At 58.1% G+C, this 17273-nt stretch carries 14 protein-coding genes; 6 read left to right on the plus strand and 8 right to left on the minus strand.

Going from position 1 to position 17273, the window contains the following annotated elements; all coding sequences use genetic code 11:
* Positions 1-181: 181 nt before the first annotated feature.
* The 5 genes from AC5JQH_RS03990 to AC5JQH_RS04010 all read left to right on the plus strand — a co-directional run bounded on the left by AC5JQH_RS03990 (position 182) and on the right by AC5JQH_RS04010 (position 6426).
* Positions 182-1468, plus strand: coding sequence for an imelysin family protein (locus AC5JQH_RS03990; RefSeq protein ID WP_092031047.1), 1287 nt, complete (start codon positions 182-184; stop codon positions 1466-1468).
* 2 nt (positions 1469-1470) lie between these two features.
* The gene (locus AC5JQH_RS03995) at positions 1471-2877 is read left to right on the plus strand and encodes a di-heme oxidoreductase family protein (RefSeq protein ID WP_053112746.1); all 1407 of its coding nucleotides are present in this window, start codon (positions 1471-1473) and stop codon (positions 2875-2877) included.
* Positions 2878-2886: 9 nt separating this feature from the next.
* Positions 2887-3921, plus strand: coding sequence for an imelysin family protein (locus AC5JQH_RS04000; RefSeq protein WP_053112747.1), 1035 nt, complete (start codon positions 2887-2889; stop codon positions 3919-3921).
* Positions 3922-3934: 13 nt separating this feature from the next.
* Positions 3935-5029, plus strand: a complete 1095-nt coding sequence (locus AC5JQH_RS04005; protein WP_053112748.1) for a DUF1513 domain-containing protein — start codon at positions 3935-3937, stop codon at positions 5027-5029.
* Between the two features lie 83 nt (positions 5030-5112).
* A complete protein-coding gene (locus tag AC5JQH_RS04010) occupies positions 5113-6426 on the plus strand; it encodes an MFS transporter (RefSeq protein WP_053112749.1) in 1314 nt (437 codons plus the stop codon).
* A gap of 14 nt (positions 6427-6440) precedes the next feature.
* Here AC5JQH_RS04010 and AC5JQH_RS04015 read toward each other — a convergent pair whose 3' ends face one another.
* From AC5JQH_RS04015 to AC5JQH_RS04040, 6 genes are all read right to left on the minus strand, one after another.
* Positions 6441-6806, minus strand: coding sequence for a DUF4870 family protein (locus AC5JQH_RS04015; RefSeq protein WP_053112750.1), 366 nt, complete (start codon positions 6804-6806; stop codon positions 6441-6443).
* A 68-nt stretch (positions 6807-6874) separates the two neighbouring features.
* The gene (locus tag AC5JQH_RS04020) at positions 6875-8515 is read right to left on the minus strand and encodes a methyl-accepting chemotaxis protein (RefSeq protein WP_053112751.1); all 1641 of its coding nucleotides are present in this window, start codon (positions 8513-8515) and stop codon (positions 6875-6877) included.
* Positions 8516-8741: 226 nt separating this feature from the next.
* Entirely contained in the window at positions 8742-10457 is a 1716-nt protein-coding gene (locus tag AC5JQH_RS04025) for an alkaline phosphatase family protein (protein WP_008174007.1), read from the minus strand.
* A gap of 11 nt (positions 10458-10468) precedes the next feature.
* A complete protein-coding gene (locus tag AC5JQH_RS04030) occupies positions 10469-12052 on the minus strand; it encodes an alkaline phosphatase family protein (RefSeq protein WP_053112752.1) in 1584 nt (527 codons plus the stop codon).
* Between the two features lie 250 nt (positions 12053-12302).
* Complete coding sequence (locus AC5JQH_RS04035) at positions 12303-12584, minus strand: hypothetical protein (RefSeq protein WP_008174002.1); 282 nt, start codon at positions 12582-12584, stop codon at positions 12303-12305.
* A 91-nt stretch (positions 12585-12675) separates the two neighbouring features.
* Positions 12676-12936, minus strand: a complete 261-nt coding sequence (locus AC5JQH_RS04040; protein WP_053112753.1) for a hypothetical protein — start codon at positions 12934-12936, stop codon at positions 12676-12678.
* A 182-nt stretch (positions 12937-13118) separates the two neighbouring features.
* Here AC5JQH_RS04040 and AC5JQH_RS04045 point away from each other — a divergent pair, with 182 nt between their 5' ends.
* On the plus strand, positions 13119-14387 hold the full coding sequence (locus AC5JQH_RS04045; RefSeq protein ID WP_493805322.1) for an alkane 1-monooxygenase: 1269 nt from the start codon (positions 13119-13121) through the stop codon (positions 14385-14387).
* 214 nt (positions 14388-14601) lie between these two features.
* Here AC5JQH_RS04045 and AC5JQH_RS04050 read toward each other — a convergent pair whose 3' ends face one another.
* Positions 14602-15381: a crotonase/enoyl-CoA hydratase family protein gene (locus tag AC5JQH_RS04050; RefSeq protein WP_493805323.1), complete on the minus strand. Its 780-nt coding sequence runs from the start codon at positions 15379-15381 to the stop codon at positions 14602-14604.
* Positions 15381-17183 (minus strand): acyl-CoA dehydrogenase, encoded by a 1803-nt coding sequence (locus tag AC5JQH_RS04055; RefSeq protein ID WP_273158163.1) that lies wholly within the window; start codon positions 17181-17183, stop codon positions 15381-15383. The genes AC5JQH_RS04050 and AC5JQH_RS04055 overlap by 1 nt, the downstream gene beginning before the upstream one ends.
* Between the last annotated feature and the right edge of the window lie 90 nt (positions 17184-17273).

Consider the following 17273-nt stretch of genomic DNA (forward strand, 5'->3'; position numbering starts at 1 on the left):
CCCTGGTGACGGGGCCATTAAGCCCGATCACGGTTGCCCGGGGCAAGAGCACAATCGTCAAACCTGATCGATCGAGTCCGTTTCCCGCTTGCGTTTCGATAAAACGGAACTCATGATATTTAACGCGAATATTTCTCATTATTACTACTATTAACAGAACTTGGAAAAAGGAATGACGCCCATGTTTCGTCCAGCACCCCTGGCATTGACAGTAACCGCTCTGCTCACTGCAGGCTGCGCTAATCATCCCTGGTCCACCAAGGACTATCAGCCAGCAACCAAAGACTCAGTGGTCGATCACTACGCCGATCTGGCTCATGCCAACTACGAAGATGCCCTGATCACCGCCCGCGCGCTGGACGAAGCAACTGACCGCTTGATCGCCAATCCGACCGAAGCCAATCTGGCGACCGCAAAAGAAGCCTGGCTGGCAGCTAGGGTTCCTTATCAGCAAACAGAAGTGTTCCGGTTCGGCAATGCTATTGTCGATGACTGGGAAGGCCAGCTGAACGCCTGGCCGCTTGATGAAGGCCTGATCGATTATGTGAAGGCAGACGGGTACCAGCACGAGCTGGGCAACGCCGGTGCCACCGCAAACATCATCGCAAGCAACAGGATCAATGTGGGTGGTGAGACACTGAATGTGGCATCTCTTTCCCCTGCACTGCTCGCAGATCTGAACGAAGTTGGCGGCTCTGAAGCCAACGTTGCTACCGGCTACCACGCGGTTGAATTCCTGCTTTGGGGTCAGGATCTCCACGGTTTTGAAAGCGGCGCCGGTGAGCGTCCGGTCACGGATTACGCGAAGGGCGCTGATTGCACCAATGGCAATTGTGAGCGTCGTGGCGAATACCTGGATGCGGTAACAGACCTTCTGGTATCCGACCTCGAGTGGATGGTGGCCCAGTGGGCCCCGGGCGACAGTGACAACTACCGGGCGCAATTGACCGCTGCAGACGCCAATCAGGGTGTTCAGAAAATGCTGTTCGGCATGGGTTCACTGTCTCTGGGCGAGCTGGCCGGCGAGCGAATGAAGGTTGCTCTGGAAGCCAACTCCTATGAGGACGAGCACGACTGCTTCAGCGACAATACCCACAATTCGCACTACTACAACGGCCAGGGTATCCAGAACGTCTACACGGGTACCTATCGTCGCGTGGATGGCAGCCTGGTGACCGGCCCTTCCCTGTCTGATCTGGTTCAGCAGAGCGACCCAGAGCTGGACGCGCGTCTTAACAACCAGCTGGACGCCTCCATGGAAGCCCTGGCGCTAATGAAGGCCCGCGCGGAGAGCAGCGAAAATCCCATGGCTTTTGACACCATGATTGCACCCGGGAATGCCGAGGGCACTCGTATCGTCAACGGCGCTATCATGGCGCTCGTCGCACAGACCGGTTCCATTGAGCAGGCTGCGCGCGACCTGGGCATTGAAGCCCTGTCTCCCGATGATGCCGGCCACGCGTCCTGAGCATGATGAAACCGCTTGCCTTAATCGGGGCGCTGGCGATCGCCAGCGCCCACGTTTGTGCCCAGACTCACGAGGGCTATCCGATCCAGACATCTCCGGCCTCTGGTGGTGAGGGCACCGTACAACAGTCAGACACCAATGCCTACTCGCTTCCCCAGGGCAATCTGTCCATGACCAAACGTCTGGACTTCAGTGTCGGCAACAGTTTCTTCCGGAACCCCTGGGTCGAAGCCCCGGCAAGCACTGACGCCCGTGACGGCCTGGGCCCGCTGTTCAATACCAACTCCTGCCAGGGATGTCATATCAAGGATGGTCGCGGACACCCACCCGGTGTCGACGAGCCGCCGGTCTCCCTGTTTTTGAGACTGGCAGTCCCTGCTGATCCGGAGCTGGACGCGGACATTCTGCGCAAACACGGTTTTAAACCGGCGCCAGTATATGGCAGCCAGCTCCAGACAGCCGCGCTTCCTGCAGCCAAACCAGAGGCTGATTTGATCGTCGAATGGACGCCAGTGAAGGAAACACTCGCGGATGGGACGGTGGTGGAACTGCGCAAGCCCGTGTACCGCATTGAGAACCCAAATTATGGGCCACTGCCCGAGGACCTTCTGGTATCGCCCCGGGTAGCACCGCAGATGATCGGAATGGGTCTGCTGGAAGCCATCCCCATCGAAGATTTGCAAGCCCTCCAAGACACTGATGATGCGGACGGAAACGGCATCTCCGGAAAGCTTAACCAGGTCTGGGATCTGGCAACGGAACAGACAGTGCCCGGTCGATTCGGCTGGAAGGCAGCCGAGCCCGATGTCCACCAGCAAAGCATGGGTGCGTTCGCCGGAGATATGGGACTGACCTCTACTCTGAAACCTAAAACCGACTGCATGCCCGAGCAGAATTGTGAGCGGTTTACCCATGGCGGTGAACCGGAAGTAAGCGACAAGGTCGCCAACTTCGTGACCTTCTACGCCAAGAGTCTGGCAATACCCGCGCGTCGAGATATTGAGTCTGAATCCGTCCGGCAGGGAGCAAGGCTGTTCAACGAAAGTGGCTGCGCTGGCTGCCATACGCCGAGACATCAGACCGGCGAGGTTGCCGATCGCCCGGACCTTAGCAATCAGACTATCTGGCCCTATTCGGATCTGTTGCTGCACGACATGGGTCCTGCCCTGGCCGACGGCCGCGATGAATTCCTGGCCAATGGCAATGAATGGCGAACCCCGCCGCTCTGGGGCATTGGCCTGGCCCAAGTGGTGAATCCGCAAGCCGGGTTCCTGCACGACGGCCGCGCCCGAACTCTGGAAGAAGCCGTGCTCTGGCACGGTGGCGAGGCTCAGGCGGCCGCCGACCGATACCGCCAGATGTCGCCCGAAGATCGATCCGCTCTGATCGATTTCCTGAATTCACTCTGAGGATCAGCCATGCAAGGGATCACCAGACTGCTGTGCACATCTATCCTGACACTAACCTCGCCCCTGGCGTGGGCAAGCGATGCCAACACCCAGGCCCGCCAGCAGTGGTATGAAGGCATTGCGACCGGCTATCAATCGTTGACCACAGAAGCGGGAGAGCTGGCTGAATCCGCCCGTGACTACTGCCAGAATCCAGCCGAGGGAAGCCGGGAACACGTGGAAGCCGCCTGGCTGAATGCCTTCCTGGCCTGGCAGAAGGTGCGCTTAGTCGATTTCGGCCCGGTCGAAAACAACAACCTTTCCTGGCAGTTCCAGTTCTGGCCGGATCCGAAGAATCTGATTGCACGGAAAGCGGCTTACCTGATCGGAAACGACGAACCGATCACCCCGAGCGTGATCAATCAGTCCGGTGTCGCTGTGCAAGGCTTCCCGATGATCGAATATCTGCTGTTCGACCAAGAGTTCAATGCCGGGGAAACTTCACTCCCAGTCGCCCGGACCTGCGAGCTGCTAACGAACGTCGCGGGACACTTGAAAAGCAACAGTGACGCATTGATGGCTGGCTGGCAGGCTTTCAGACCGCACTATCTGGAGACCGAGCAGTACTTCGACACCACTATCCGAGCGGGTATGGCAACACTGGAAATTCTGGAAGAAAGAAGGCTGGCCCAACCCATGGGTCTTCGCGGCAGTAACAAACGCAATCCTTACATCGCGGACGCCTGGCGCAGCGGCAAAAGCCTGCAGACTGTCGCGGCGACTGTCGACGGCCTGAACCGGTACTTTTTACCAGGGCTCGAAATTTCGCTGGAAGCAAAGGGGGCGTCCGACCTGGCAGACCGCATTCGCAAACAATTCAACGAGGTTCAGCAGAACTTTCCCGGAGCCCACCTACCCCTGGCAACGGCTTTGAAAGAAGAAGACCAGTTCCGGGCTCTGCAGAGCCTTTACGTTGATATTTCCCAGTTGACCACGCTGGTGAATGACCAGGCGGCAGTGGCACTTGGCGTAGTACGAGGCTTCAACTCGAGCGATGGCGACTGAGGAACCTGATCCTATGCTTTTGAACCGGAGAGCCCTTCTCAAGGTGTCCATTGCCGGCGGCGTTGCCGTGGGCCTGACCGGCTGTTCCCTGCTGCCCCGAAAAGCGTCAGTCCAACCTGATGGCTATGCCGGCGCCGTCGGGTTCCCGGATGGCAGTTTTGGAGTCAGCGCATTCAACCGCAACGGCCGGATAGTGTGGCAGGCGCCTGTCGATTCCCGCTGCCATAGCGGCTGCAACCGACCGCACCAGCAAGAGACCCTGTTTTTCGAGCGCCGCCCGGGTTGGTCATTCTACGTTTTCGATAGCACTACAGGTGCCCGGAAACACCATATTTCAGCCGAGCCGGGCGAACACTTTGTTGGCCACGGTGTGTTCTCGACCGATGGCCGACGCCTCTACGTCACCGCCAGCCGGTACGATCAGGGCGCGGGGATCATCGCAGTCTACGATGCCGAAAAGGGTTATCGGCGGACAAAAACCTTTGATCTGGCGGGAATCGGCCCCCATGAGCTGACCTTGCACCCCGACGGCGAAACCCTGGTGATCGGTCTCGGAGGCATCCTCACTCACCCGGATTACGACCGCATGAAACTGAATCTGGACACCATGGATCCAGCCCTGGTACTTATGAATCGTCACTCCGGCAAAATCGTTGGCCGTTTCAGGCCGCCCCACCACCAGCAAAGCGCCCGCCATGTCAGCGTCAGCGGCGATGGCCGCGTGTATGTGGCCTATCAGCACCAGGGCCCACTCTACGAAACGCCGCCTTTGTTGGCACGTCTTGAAGAGGGAACTTTGCGGGAATACCGGTTCGATGAGGATACCCGGACAGCGTTGGCCAACTACATCTCCAGCGTGGTTGCGCATCCGGAAAACGACCTCGTGGCTGCGGCTTCGCCGATTGGTGGAACGGCCATTATCTTTCGGGGCAAGACCGGTGAGCTGGTCAGCCGCGCACACATCGCCGATTGCGCGGGCATCCAGACCCTTGCCGGAGGGGATTTTCTTGTTTCCTCCGGACGGGGAAAACTTATCCGGCTCGGCGCCGGCAAACCCGCCAGAGAACTCGCAGATCTATCCGTTCACTGGGACCACCATCTGGTCTGATCGCTCGCAGTTGCCGTAATCCGGACTTAAGGATACCGCGCCACACTGGTATCCTTTCGACACATTTTCCGGAGGATAGCGGTTTGCCTGAGAGCGGAAAGGACACCATCGAACAACTTTATGGCCTGATTGCCAACGAAGAGGATGCACGGGTCTGTACCGACATCTCCGATGACGCCTGTCGCGAAGTGCCGCGCAATTTCTTTCTGATTCTTGCCAGCAACGTCCTGACCAAACTGGGCGACCTGCTGATCAGTCCCAAAACCGTATTGGCCTGGTTGATGAGCGCCATTGGTGCACCCGCGCTGGTGGCCTGGCTGGTGCCGATCCGGGAATCCGGTTCCCTCGTCCCACAGATGGTCATTGCGGCCTGGGTCCGCCGCAAACCTGTTCGCAAGTGGTTCTGGACTCTTGGAAGCTTCGGACAGGCCGCCAGTGTTGTGGCCATGGCGGCCAGCATCTGGTTTTTCGAGGGGTATGCCGCAGGTTCCGGGATCATTGCAGCCCTCATTGTATTTTCCCTCGCCCGTGGATTCTGCTCCGTATCCATGAAAGATGTACAGGGCAAATGCATCCCGAAAACCCGCCGGGGAAGGCTCGGCGGGCTCGCCTCCACCATTGGCGGCACCGCCACCGTTGTGTTGACCGCGCTGCTGTTCTGGGAACGCGGCGACCCCACCCTCGCCTTTTACACCGTATTATTACTTCTGGCCGCGGCACTCTGGGTGATCGCCGGCCTGCTGTTTGCCGGAGTGGAAGAATACGACGGTGAAACCGGTGGCGGCGGAAATGCCATCAACGAGGCATTTCGAAGCCTGTCCCTGCTCCGGGATGACGTTCCGTTCCGGAACTTCGTGATTACCCGGGCCCTGCTGCTCAGCTCGGCACTGGCTTCACCCTATTTGGTCGTACTGGCACAGAAAGAATCCGACATTGGCTGGATGTTGGGCGTTTTCCTGCTGGCCAGCAGCCTCGCCAGCTCGCTCAGTGCCAGCTTCTGGGGCTGGGCTGCAGACACCTCCAGTCGGAGAGTCATGATCCGTGGGGCGGCAATGGCCAGCGGTGTGTGCCTGATCGTCGGCTTCACCGCGCTGTTTATCGGGACGGAAATCGGCAGCGTCTGGTTTTACCCGATTGCGTTTTTCGTACTGAGCATTGCCCATGCGGGCGTCAGGCTGGGGCGTAAAACCTATCTGGTGGACATGGCAGGGGGCAACAAGCGTACCGATTACACGGCGGTGAGCAACACGGTCATCGGTGTTCTGCTGCTTGTTACCGGCGGCCTCACCGCCCTCGTGTCAATGATCTCAGAAGTGGCGGTCATCATCGTTCTGGGCCTGATGGGGCTGGCTGGGATGTTCAGTGCCATGGGGCTGAAGGAAGTGACCGAAGACTGATAACGGTCGCCCGTTCAGGAGGGCGCCTTGCCGTCATTCAGGGCCAGAGCCCCTTTCACGATCCGGTAGATGATCCAGATAGAAATACCAAGGAGAATAAACCATCCGATGATGATCGGCGTGGTCACTATGCCAATCACGGTCCAGAGCAGGCCGATCCAGAAGGTGCGAATCTGCCAGCGGAAGTGCCGCTCCACCCAGGTATTACGGACGTCGTCCAGTTTGACGTAATTGATGATCACGCCCACCAGACCGGTAATGCCTCCTACGAAAAACGACAGCGCCTGAAGGATGTAGACCACCACCGCCAGGTTACGCGCCGGATCACTTCGGCGGGAGGCGGGGTCCGTGTCGGCAGGAATAAACTCCGGTTCAGCCAAGACAAGTCTCCTATTGATCTATTAATCGGAGTCTACCACAGCCCCCGTGGCCGAAAATCCCGCCGCGGTCAGTGATTGTCCGGACGGTAGCCCAGGCGGAAACCGCCCCAATGCTTGCCATTCACATAAATAGGTACGGAGAGATCATGCATGATTTCGCCGGTATCCCTGCGATAGGTTTGCAAAAGCATGTTCTCGGTGTGCGTGCCACAACGAATGCCCGTTCGGTCGTTGAACAGCCGCTTGCTCCGGCTCTTGACCAGATCCACCTTCGGATCTCCGGTCGGTGCGTGGGCGAAATCCCTGTTGTGGGTCGGTACATACCCGTCAGGCGCAGCGGCTATGGCAAAGACAATGGCCTCATGGGCGTTTTTCACCTGCTCCTGGATGGTCGGCAGGTATTGATCGGTAAATTTGTCAAAGCTGCTTGAGTACTTTGGCGGGTGCGTGTTCGGGATGGGAGTCCGGCTCTTGTCGAACAGCGCGCTTTCTGAGAGCTTGCCATCCCGGATTGCCTGCTCGAACATCTGGCCGATCTGGTCAGCGCCCGCTCTGGCCTGATCGAAGAACGGCCGGTGATAACTGGCTTCGCTGTTCAGGGCAAATGAAGCATTGGCTTTTTCCGCAAGCTCCATCAAAGTAGCAGCCTGCTCCGCCAGCGAGGAAACGCTGGTATCGCTCTCGGAAATCTGGTCACGCACCGTTTCAATGGCGGAGAACACCTGGGCCAGACTCTGCTCGTTGTTCTGATCTATTTCGGCTATCCGGGCAACCTGCTGCTGGACCCGATCAGATTGTTCGCTGATCTGTTCCAGACGCTCACCCACGCTTTCCACAGACGTCAGGCCCTCCTCAATGCTGCGGGCAAGATCTTCAATGCGGGATACAATCAGTGTGGTATCGGACCGTATTTCCTCGAGGGTTTCCGCCACTTCACCGGTCGCCTGGGCCGTGCGGCCCGCCAGCTGACGCACCTCATCCGCCACCACGGCAAATCCGCGACCCTGATCACCCGCACGGGCGGCCTCAATGGCCGCATTGAGTGCAAGCAGATTGGTTTGCTCGGCAATACCCTGAATGGTGGCGGTCACGCCCTGGATCTTGTTGGATTTCTCGTTCAGCTCCTGGATCAGCCGGAGATTCTCACCGGACTGCTGGTGTACCGCGCGCACACTATCGATGGCCGAGACCAGCGCTTCGCGCCCCTCGGTACTGACCTGCTTATTCTGGAGAGCCATGGTGGCGGCATCGGTCGCCTGCTCGGAGGATTCCCGCACGGTCTCGGTAATCTGGCCCGCGTAATCGGCCATCTGGGCGGTTTCTTCAACCTGACGGTCCAGCCGGATCTTGAGCTGGTCTGCGGCAAAGGAGACCTGGGCGGCGGAAATAGCGTTCCTGTCAGCGCTTCCGGAGAGGGTTTCCACCAGAGCCCGCCCGGCTTTCGCATCGGAAAGCAGCTGCCGGCAATGGGCCCGGAGCGGATGATCTTCTGCCAGGGTGCCCTTATCCAGAGCCCTGAGACCGCGTTCGGCAGGCTCCAGCACCCGGATGACCAGAAAGCCGGCGGCGGCTGCAAGGCCAACCACCAGTCCAACCAGTATTGATGCCGGTTCAAGGCCTAGCAAAGGCGCCACCACTGCACTGATGACCGCAAGAACAACAGCACTCACCACCCCCAATATTATTGAAGCCCGATCCAGCAACCCCATAGGAACCTCTTCTTTATCGTTGCTTCTACCAATATTTTGTTATTTAAGGCCATCATGGAGACTAATAAATTGATATGAGTTTATAACTCATACTTTAGTGTATGTAACTGGCTTATCGGCAGGAAAAGGGGTTTCTGAAACAAAAAACCGCAAACCCGACTCACTCTGTTACCAAGTGGGCAGGGCTTGCGGTGTTTAGCGCGTTTTTAGCTATTAATCCCGGGATTTATCGCACAGCCAGGTTGGCAGCCCCGCTGATATCCGAGGCATAATCCATTATGTGATAGATCATGTTCTGCTCGTTGGTGCCCGTTACCAGATGGGCACCCGGCCCCCTGGCATAAATGCCCACATCCTCACCGGCATGTGTCTCGCTGCCCAGTGGCACCAATGACTCCTGGTGGAAGCCCGGCGTGGTGGTGTCAACGTTGGTCAGGTCCTTTCGGCCGGCGTTGATGGGGTCGCCATAGGTACGGTCCGCATCGGTCTCGCTTCCATAGTCGCGCATGCCGAGGCCATTGGCATACCCCAGGGTGGTGTATGGCAGATCATCCGACGCCAGTTCAGGCTGCTCCGCCCCAATGCTCACCACCTTACCGAGAATGGGGTTGCCGCGCTTGGGATAACCGGCCATCGTGAACACATGGCTGTGATCAGCGGTGACAATAATCAGGGTATCCTCCGGGTTGGTTTGATCCGCGGCCACTTTTACGGCTTCGGCCAGTTCAATGGTATCGGTTAAGGCGCCATTGGCACTGCCGGCGTGGTGGGCGTGGTCAACGCGGCCCGCTTCGACGGTCAGGAAAAACCCGTCCGGATCGTTATCCAGAATGTCGATGGCCTTGGCAGTCATCTCACTCAGTGACGGCTCACCGGCAACATCATTGCCACGGTCAGCCTCGTACTGCATGTGCGACTCGTTGAACAGGCCGAACAACCTGGACGTGGTTGCGGCGTTGACGCTGTCGAAACCGGCATTGTCATACACGTATACGCCTTGTGGATACTGAGCCTGCCACTCGGTGACCAGGTTGCGGCCATCGGTGCGGTCGCCTTCGACACTGGATCGCGCATCCGGGCTGTTGAACCTGGCATCATTTGGCAGGAAGTGGCGACGGCCGCCGCCCATGACCACATCAAGGCCGTCAATATCCGCGCCGGTGCGTGCTTCGAGGTTTGCTTCAAAGTTCACCAGTTGGTCGGCAATATCCTGGCAGCCGTCGGTAACTGCCTCGGGAGGCATATCGGAGATGTCTTCCCAGTTACGATCTGCCGACTTGGCGTAGGTGGCTGCCGGCGTGGCGTGAGTGATACGGGCAGTCGATACCACCCCGGTGGCCTTGCCAGCAAGTTCCGCCAGCTCCGTCAGTGTCATCAGCTCGTTACCCGTGGCCGAACCACAATCGCCCCGGCTAACGTCTTCGTCCACGCCAAGCACGCCTACATCGGTTTTTACACCAGACACCATGGCTGTCATTGTGCCAGCGGAGTCGGGCACTTGCGCATCTACGTTATAAGTTTTGGCCAAGCCGGCGAACGGAAAACGCTCGAAGCTCAGTTGATGCTCTTCCCCCGGCTTGCCCTGATTCTGGCCATCCAGAATACGCGCCGCTGTGACGGTTGAAACGCCCATGCCATCGCCCACGAACAGGATAACGTTCTTTGCCTTGCCCCGTGCATCGGCGATGGCCGCCTGCAGGGAGCCCGATTGAGTGACAGGGGCCACGGTACCGGTAACCTCGGCCCAGGCCGCTTTCGCCGCTTCGATATCCTGTTGGCCCTGCTGGAACCAGGGGTTGGTCAGCGACGTTTCCAGTTGTTGCGAGGAAAGGCTGGTCACAGCCTCATCGGCTGGCTGCACGGGGCTGTTATCGTCGTCATCCGTGCACCCGGTCAGGACAAACATTGAAGCCGTCAGTGCGCTGTAAAAGAATTTGTTCATTGCCTTGCTCCTTATTCTTCGATTAAGCCCAGAGCCTGGTCGATCAGGTGAAAAACCGTGCTTTGTTCGATGGTTCCCTGCGCCAGATGAGCACCCGGTCCTTTTGCATGCAGACTGACGTCCTCACCGGAATGGGTCTCGCTACCAAGCGGAACCAGCGCCTCCTGGTGATAACCAGTGGTGGTGGTATCCACGCCAGTAAGATTCTGACGTCCGGCGTTAGGTGCCTGGCTGTAGGCCACGTCTGAATCCGTTTCCATACCAAGATTACGGAAACCGAGTCCGTTGGCGTACCCCAGGGTGGTGTAGGGCATGCCATCGGCGGCCAGTGCCGGCTGCGTCTCGCCAACATTAACCACCTTGCCCAGAATCGGGTTGCCCCGCTTCGGATAACCGGCCATCGTGAACACATGGCTGTGATCAGCGGTGACAATAATCAGGGTATCCTCCGGGTTGGTTTGATCCGCGGCCACTTTTACGGCTTCGGCCAGTTCAATGGTATCGGTTAAGGCGCCATTGGCACTGCCGGCGTGGTGGGCGTGGTCAACGCGGCCCGCTTCGACGGTCAGGAAAAACCCGTCCGGATCGTTATCCAGAATGTCGATGGCCTTGGCAGTCATCTCACTCAGTGACGGCTCACCGGCAACATCGTTGCCACGGTCAGCCTCGTACTGCATGTGCGACTCGTTGAACAGGCCGAACAACCTGGACGTGGTTGCGGCGTTGACGCTGTCGAAACCGGCCTTGTCATACACGTATACGCCTTGTGGATACTGAGCCTGCCACTCGGTGACCAGGTTGCGGCCATCGGTGCGGTCGCCTTCGACACTGGATCGCGCATCCGGGCTGTTGAACCTGGCATCATTTGGCAGGAAGTGGCGACGGCCGCCGCCCATGACCACGTCAATCCCATCGGTATCCACGCCAGCGTAACGTTGTTCCAGAAGTTGCTCGAAACTGACCAGCTGATCGGCAATGTCCTTGCAACCGGCCTGAACCGCTTCAGCAGGCATATCCGAAATGTCTTCCCAGTTGCGATCTGCCGATTTGGCATAGGCAGCGGCGGGTGTGGCGTGGGTAATGCGTGCGGTGGAGACCACACCAGTGGATAAACCCTTGATTTCCGCAAGCTCCAGAGCGGTTACTACTTCATTGCCTGCAACCGTGCTGCAATCACCCCGCTGGACATCCTCGTCCACGCCCAGCACGCCCGCATCGGTTTTCAAACCAGACATCATGGCGGTCATGGTGCCCGCTGAATCCGGAACCTGGGCATCGGTGTTATAGGTTTTCACGAGTGTCGTGAAGGGGAAACTCTCAAAGCTCAGCAGATTTTCCTCGCCCGGACTGCCCTGCCTCTGGCCTTCCAGAATGCGCGCAGCGGTAAGGGTGGACACCCCCATGCCATCGCCCACAAACAGAATGACGTTTTTCGCCTTATCCGAGGACTTCAGGGAGAGCTTCTGCTGAAGCTGTGCCGCGGCGTTAATAAACCAGGTATTGCCCTTTTGTGAGGTCGGTAGTATCTCTGCGACGACACTGGCGGACAATGCCAGCCCGATCGCCACGGAAATTAACGCTCTTTCCAGATTCATAGCGCATATCCTTTCAACGGTGTTGTTGTCTGCCACTCCGGTACAACCTGTTCATCGAACAGAATTCCGGATCGACTCCGCTAAAAAGATAGGGGCTGGTTATGACGTTAATCCTACATTTGTGTTACTCAGGCATTAAGGTTGTCTGGCCGCAAAAGATTCGACTCACTCTCCTCCCCGGACGCTGATGACCAGGACCCGCCAGCGCAAACAGAGGCGCGCCGGCGGAAATTAGAGAGTTATCGGAGAGTTATTGAGTAGCCTCCTCTACCCTGTCACCCGCTTCCTCAGCGGCATCTCCCATCTCCTCAGCTGCGTTTTCCGCTCCTTCCTGTAACTCTCCCATGACGCTTTCGTTCTGGCCAGTAGCATCCTCGTAGGTTTCCTCGACTGAATCGCCAGCCTCTTCCATCATGTTTCCGGCGTTGTCCGCAGCCTGCTCGACATCCACGCCTTCGTTGTCCTCCGAACCGCAGGCAGCAAGGCCCAGTGTCAGAACCACCAAAAGCGCACCCAGCGTGAGCTTGTTCATACCATATCCCTCTGTTGATAAATATTTACAACGCGAAACAGGGTACGGCGAGGCCCGGCCCAAAGGCAATTACCCGGCGATTACCCTTTGGTTAGCCTGTGCTGCCTGCCAGCAGCCGGCCATTAATGGTGATGACATGATCGAGCGGGAGCATGGTGCCTCGTCCGAGCAGCAGGAAATCCTGCCCTGCGCGACTGCAAAGCTCACGAATAACATCGTGCACCGTGCATATCTGGCCGGCGCTGTCCCGGTAAACCACCTCGGTCAGTTGCCCTGAGCCCAGATACTCCTGAAGCATACCCTGAACTGAGTACGAAGCCGTAGCGGAGGGAGTGGAGGGAAAATTTGGCATAGCTGATTCTTCACTACCGTCGAATTCTTGTTTTCCCCGAAGTCTGGCTCAGAAAACGGGATTTCGCCAAAAGAATGATATTTGTCATTTTGCGCCAAGCTACCCCGCTCTGCCGGACGGTCGTTGCATTGCCAGATTGTCCGACATAAATTGACATTACGCGCACCGAACGGGAGAACACAATGAACGCCAAGACCCACGACAACCCGGAATCGCATAATGTCGTTTCCCCCGCCGAATCCGGCTCCACTGGCAACTGGAAGGATCCGAAACGCTATATGTGGTTACTCGGCCCTGTCCTGCCGGGCATCGGGCTCGCGGCCCTGACCGGTTACGCCCTGGCCCCCAAAAAACTGAAAGCCCTGGCCTGGACCGGCCCTGCTCTGGTGCACGGCATCATTCCGGCGCTGGACAGGGCCATTGGTGAGGACCAGAGCAACCCGCCGGAATCCGCAGTGGAGACCCTGGAACGGGACAAGTACTACGACCGGATCGTGAAGGCCTTTATTCCGACCCAGTACGCCATGACCCTCATGGGCGCCTGGCTGGCCAGCCGCAAGGATACGCCCCTGGACGATAAAATCGGCCTGACGCTTACCGTTGGTGCCATCAATGGCGTAGGCATCAACACGGCCCATGAGCTGGGTCACAAATCGAACAGACTGAACAAGCTGTTGGCGATGGCGGCTCTGGCGCCCACCGGGTATACCCACTTCGTTGTCGAACACAACTTCGGCCACCATAAGCGGGTGGCCACACCGGAGGATCCGGTCAGCAGCCGCATGGGCGAGAGTTTCTGGAAGTTCCTTCCCCGTACGGTGCTGGGTGGCATCAAATCCTCCATCAGGATTGAGAAGGCGCGGCTTGCCCGCAAAGGCAAGGGCTTCTGGAGCCTGGATAATGAGTTGTTGCAGGGCTGGGCCATGAGCGCCGGGTTCTTTGGCGCGACAACCTTGGTTTGCGGCCCACGGGCAGTACCATTCCTGGCGGCCCAGGCGGTGTATGGCGCAAGCCTGCTGGAGAGTGTGAATTACATTGAGCACTATGGCCTGCTCCGTCAGAAGGACAAGAACGGCAAGTACGAGCGTACCCAGCCGGAGCACAGCTGGAACAGCAATCATATTGTGACCAACCTGTTCCTGTACCAGTTGCAGCGGCATTCGGATCATCATGCCCACCCACAACGCAGCTTCCAGGCCCTGAGGCATTTCGAGAAGGCGCCGCAGTTGCCGGGTGGTTATGCGTCGATGCTGTTGCCGGCTTACCTGCCGCAATGGTGGTATGAAACCATGGATAAGCGGGTGATTGACCACTACGAGGGGGATCTGAGTAAAATCAATTGGGATCCGGATCGGAAGGAGGAGCTGATGGCCAAGTATTCGGATTATGCTGCGGAGGTAGCGGCTGAAGCGAAGGCTCGTCGCGAACCCGGGAATTCCGAGGCCGCCTGAAGTCTTGCCCCCAAGCCTTGACGTTATAGAGCATGCAGCCAACCGGAGTCTTCCTTCCGGGAGACGCCGTGAACCCATCCATGGGGGCTTGATCGCAGCATCCCTGCTGCTCACACTCCCGGAAGGAAGACTCCGGTCGGCTGCCCATAATTCTGATGAATTCGCCAGCTTCTTTTAGCCCCTAGAGCCCGTGTTTCCCGAGGAAATTTAGAAGTCACTTGCCTTTAAAAACAGCTTCGCGCCGTTCCAGGAAAGACTGGATTCCCTCTTTTACGTCCTCGCTGGCCATGACCGGCTGCAGATCCGGGAACAAACGCTGTTTCGCAGCCTCCTGTCCCTCGCTGACAGCGATCTTCGAGGATTTCAGACTGCCTTGCACACCCAACGGTGCAGCCTTGGCAATTTTTTCAGCGATTTCCAACGCAACGTTAAACTGCTCGCCGGGTTCCACCAGTTCCTGAATTAACCCCCACTGATACGCCTGATCGGCGGTCCACTCATCGCCAGTCAGAAGGTAACGCTGGGCATTGCCCCAGCCGATTTCACGCTGGAGGCGGATGGTGGCACCACCGCAGGCAAAGATGCCGCGTTTGACTTCCAGTTGGGCAAAGCGAGTGCCTTTGGCCGCGACGCGCACGTCGGTGTTGAGCATCATTTCCACGCCGCAGGTGAAGCAGATACCTTGGGCCGCGAAGACCACGGGTTTGCTCAGCGCCTGACCAGTGATATGGAACGGATCCAGTTCGCCCTCGCCCGGTTCGATACCTTTGCCATTGGCAAAGACACCGGCCCAGTCGTCCAGTTGCAGGCCGCTGGTGAAGTGGTCGCCCTCGGCATACATCAGGCCGACCCGTAGCTCCGGGTCGTTTTCCAGCTGGTGGTAGGCCGCCGCAATCTGGTGGTACATCTCGCGGTTCATGGCGTTCATTTTTTCCGGGCGGTTCAGCCCGATCAGCAAGATGTGATTTTTCTTCTCAACATTTACCAGAGCCATCAGAACCACTCCGATTTCATGTTCAGGCAGGTATCGTCCTGATTGCGCAGCAGCACCAGATCCTGAGCCACGGTTGGCAATTCCCAATGGAAGAAGTATTGGGCCGCCTGCAGTTTGCCCTGGTAGAAATTGCGCTCATCATCGGTATTTGCGGAACCCAGGGCATGGGAGGCCGCATTGGCCTGACGCAGCCACATCCAGGCCACCATAATGTGCCCGAACAGGTGCAGGTAGCAGGAGGCATTGGCCAGGGTTTTGTCGGGATCGCCTTCCATCAGGGATTTACCCAGGCTTTGGGTAACCTTCACTGCCTGCTGCAGGGTTTCACTCAGGGACAGGGCCCATTGCTGGCAACGATCGGTGGTGGCTGCCTGAAGATCTACCTGCATCTCCTGCATGAGCAGCTGCAAACCGTGGCTCTGATCCTGCCAGATCTTACGGCCCAGCAGGTCCATGGCCTGGATACCATTGGTGCCTTCGTGAATCGGGTTAAGGCGGTTGTCACGCCAGCACTGCTCTACCGGATACTCCCGGGTGTAACCTGCGCCACCGTATACCTGAATGGCCAGGTCATTAGCCTTGGGGCCGTATTCGGAAGGCCATGCTTTGATCACCGGAGTGAGCAGGTCCAGCAGCTTTCCGGCTTCCTGGCGTTTCTGTTCATCGGGATGGGTGTGCTGGTCATCCATCAGTCGGGCGCCGTAGAGGCACAAAGCCAAACCACCCTCACTGTAGGCTTTCTGGGCCAGCAGCATGCGCCGGACATCGGCGTGATCAATGATCGGCACCTGTGGGGATTCCGGGTTCTTCTCGCTGGCCCTACGGCCCTGCAGGCGATCTTTGGCGTATTCGAGGCTGTGCATGTAGCCGCGATAACCGATCACAGCGGCGCCGAAACCCACGCCAACCCGCGCTTCGTTCATCATCTGGAACATATACTTCAGGCCCTGGTGGGGCTCGCCAACCAGATAGCCGTGACAAGGAGCATCATCACCGAAGCTCAGGGCGGTGGAGGTGGTGCCACGGTAGCCCAGCTTGTGAATCAGACCAGCGAGGCTGACGCCGTTGCGTTCAGTGGGATTGCCTTCACCATCCACCAGAAACTTGGGCACGATGAATAGGGAGATACCTTTCACGCCCGCCGGCGCACCTTTGATCTTGGCCAGCACCATGTGAACGATGTTGTCAGTGATGGACTGCTCGCCACCGGAGATATAAATCTTCGCGCCCTTGATCAGGTAGTGCCCCTCATCTGTGGGCGACGCGGATGTCCGGATATCCGCGAGGGAGGAACCGGCGTGGGGTTCGGTCAGCGCCATGGTGCCGCTGAATCGACCGCTGAGCATGTTCGGAAGGAAGGTGGTTTTCTGCTGTTCGTTGCCGAAAACCCGGATCAGGTTGGCGGCAGCCGTGGTCAGAAACGGGTAGCCGGCGGTACCAGGGTTGGCAGCTGTGAAGAAACCGTTGCAGGCGGCCATGACCGATTCAGGCAACTGCATGCCACCCAGTTCATAGTCGTAACGTCCTGCGATAAAGCCGGCCTGCGCATAGGCGTCGAAGGCTTCCTTCACCTGCGGCAGCATCTCGACCTGGCCGTTGACGAACTTTGGTTCGTCCTTGTCGGCTGCGCTGTTATGGGTGGCAAACTTTTCCCGGGCCATCTTGTCGGCGGTTTCAATGACGGCATCGAAGGTGTCGCGGTTGTGTTCGCTGAAGCGCTCGCGGGTGGTGAGGTTTTCGGTATCGAGAACTTCGTAGAGCTGGAACGCCAGGTCGCGGCGGTCGATCAGGGTGTCGGTCATGCTTGGTCTCCTGTTTGTTGTCGTTAGCCTCTCACAACTGGTTTTTCCTGGAAACCGGCGTTTATGACATAATTATGGTCAATATTGCCA

It is taken from the genome of Marinobacter sp. H13, assembly GCF_059072335.1.